The sequence below is a fragment of the Mesorhizobium sp. M7A.F.Ca.ET.027.03.2.1 genome, assembly GCF_003999175.1.
GTDB lineage: Bacteria > Pseudomonadota > Alphaproteobacteria > Rhizobiales > Rhizobiaceae > Mesorhizobium.
On sequence record NZ_RZOM01000895.1, the window covers coordinates 1 to 2,581 of the forward strand.

The 2,581-nt window shown below is 62.6% G+C and carries 2 protein-coding genes; both read right to left on the minus strand.

Features of this window, described 5'->3' with window-relative positions; translation table 11 throughout:
• Positions 1-135 precede the first annotated feature (135 nt).
• Entirely contained in the window at positions 136-1,497 is a 1,362-nt protein-coding gene (locus tag EN750_RS28590; RefSeq protein ID WP_023812026.1) for a sigma-54 dependent transcriptional regulator, read from the minus strand.
• A partial coding sequence (locus EN750_RS28595; protein ID WP_127398759.1) for an ATP-binding protein occupies positions 1,487-2,581 on the minus strand: 1,095 nt, incomplete at its 5' end. The genes EN750_RS28590 and EN750_RS28595, both read right to left, overlap by 11 nt.

The following is a 2,581-nucleotide window of genomic DNA, read 5'->3' on the forward strand; positions in this document are numbered from 1 at the left end:
ACGTAGCGCCCGTTGACATAAGCAATGCGCGGCATGGGCAACCCCTGAAGAAATTATCGGGCTTTTCTTATGCGATTCCGCCGTTGCCGTAACCGGCAAATGCTTGGCCCAGCGCGGCGGCTGGATATGTCGCGCTCACACGCCCAGCGACTTCAGCTTGCGATGCAGAGCGGAGCGTTCCATGCCGATGAACTCGGCGGTCTTCGAGATGTTGCCGCCGAATCGATTGATCTGGGCGATCAGATAGTCCTTCTCGAACTGTTCGCGCGCTTCGCGCAGCGGCAGCGCCATGATGTGCTGGTCGGATTGATTCGGCGTGCGCGGCATGACATCGCCGATCTCGGCCGGCAACAGATCGGCGGTGATCGGCGCATCGACGTCGTCGCCGCGCGCAAGGATCATCAGGCGCTCGACATTGTTGCGCAGCTGGCGAACGTTGCCCGGCCAGTTGTGCGCCTGCAGCACGGCCAGCGCGTCGTCGCCGATGCGGCGCGGCTTGATGCCGGCCTGGCGGGCGATCTGCTTCATGAAATTGTCGACGAGGTAGGGAATATCCTCGCGCCGCTCGGCCAATCCCGGCACGATGACCGGAACCACCGCGAGGCGATGGTAAAGATCCTCGCGGAAACGCCCGTCGGCAATCATCGCCTCGAGGTTCTGCGAGGTCGAGGAGATGATGCGGACATCGACCTTGACCCGCTTGGTTCCCCCTACCCGCTCGAACTGCTGCTCGACCAGCACGCGCAGGATCTTGTTTTGCGTCTCGCGCGGCATGTCGGCCACCTCGTCGATGTAGAGGATACCGCGATGGGCCTCCTCCAGCGCGCCGACCTTGCGCTCGACGCCATTCGATTCGGTGCCGAACAGCTCGATCTCCATGCGCTCGGGCGTGATGTTGGCGGCGCTCAGCGTCACGAAAGGTGCGCTCTTGCGCGCCGACAGCGTGTGGATGGCGCGCGCGGCCAGTTCCTTGCCCGAGCCAGACGGTCCGATGATCATCACGCGGCTGTTGGTCGGCGCGACGCGTTCGATGGTCTGGCGCAACTGGCTCATCGCCGACGACATGCCGATCAGATCGAAGGTTTCGCCGCTGCGCAGCTTGAGGTCGGAAACCTCGCGCCGCAATTTCGAGGTCTCCAGCGCACGCTCGGCAATAAGGATCAGCCTGTCGGCCTTGAACGGCTTTTCGATGAAGTCATAGGCGCCGCGCCGGATGGCGGAGACCGCCGTTTCGATGTTGCCGTGGCCGGAAATCATCACCACCGGCAAGGTCGGATGCATGGTCTTGATCTCGTCGAGCAGCGCCAGCCCGTCCAGGCGCGAGCCCTGCAGCCAGATATCGAGGAAAATCAGCCGCGGCGCGCGATCAGCTATAGCAGCGAGCGCACTGTCGGCATCGAATGCCGTGCGGGTTTCGTGACCTTCGTCGCTCAGTATGCCCGCGACGAGTTCACGGATGTCTTCCTCGTCATCGACGATGAGAATATCAGACGCCATTACCGACCTTTTCAGTTTCTCTTTCGTTTTCCGCCCTGCTTTCGCCGCGCGGAGCCGTTGCGGCCGCAGGCGGCAGGATGATGCTGATCATCGCGCCGCGCCCATCGTGGAAGTCCGCTGGAGCATCGTGTAGTTCCAGCCTGCCGCCATGGTCCTCCACGATCTTCTTGACGATAGCGAGGCCAAGTCCGGTGCCCTTCTCGCGTGTGGTCATGTAGGGCTCGAGCAGCCGTTGGCGATTCTCGCGCGGCAGGCCTTTGCCATTGTCGATGACGTCGATTCGAATCGCACCATTCTGGCGCCCGGCTTGAATCCGGATTATGCCGTGCGAACCGTCCTTCTGTTCCAATCCGTCGATCGCCTCGGCGGCGTTCTTGATCACATTGCCGAAAGCCTGCGCCATCAGGCGGCTGTCGAAAGTGCCCTTGAGCGGCTCCGTGCCGAATATCCGCTCGAAAGTGATGTCGGCGCGGCTGACTTCGACCAGGAACGAGGCCTCACGCAGCGATTCGCGCAGATCTATCGCCTTCATCTCAGGCTTTGGCATGCGCGCGAACGCCGAGAATTCGTCCACCATACGGCCGATATCCTCAACCTGACGGATGATGGTGTCGGTGCATTGGTCGAAAACCTCGCGGTCCTCGGTAATCACCTTGCCGTAACGGCGCTTGATGCGTTCGGCCGAGAGCTGGATCGGCGTCAGCGGGTTCTTGATCTCGTGGGCGATACGCCGCGCCACATCCGCCCAGGCCGACGAGCGCTGCGCCTGAACCAGGTCGGTGATGTCGTCGACCGTCACGACATAGGATTTTTCCTCCGAGCCGTCGTCGCCGGCCTCGATGGTGATCTGCACGTTGAAGGTCCGCTCGGCACCGGCGCGGTAAAAGGTCACCTGCTCGCGATAGACGGGTTTGCCGGACTTGCGACCGATCTCGAAGACGCGGCCGACATGCGGCAGCACGGCGGAAAGATTCTGCCCAAGGGCTGCGCTGGCCGAAATCGCCAGCATCGCCTCGGCCGAGCGGTTGACGATGGTGACGATGCCGTAGGGATCGTCACCATCGTCAACCGCTCGGCCGAGGCG

What these genes read in the sequence shown, in the direction of transcription:
- EN750_RS28590 (WP_023812026.1), bottom strand. Translation starts at nt 1,497, where the DNA reads ATGGCGTCTGATATTCTCATCGTCGATGACGAGGAAGACATCCGTGAA.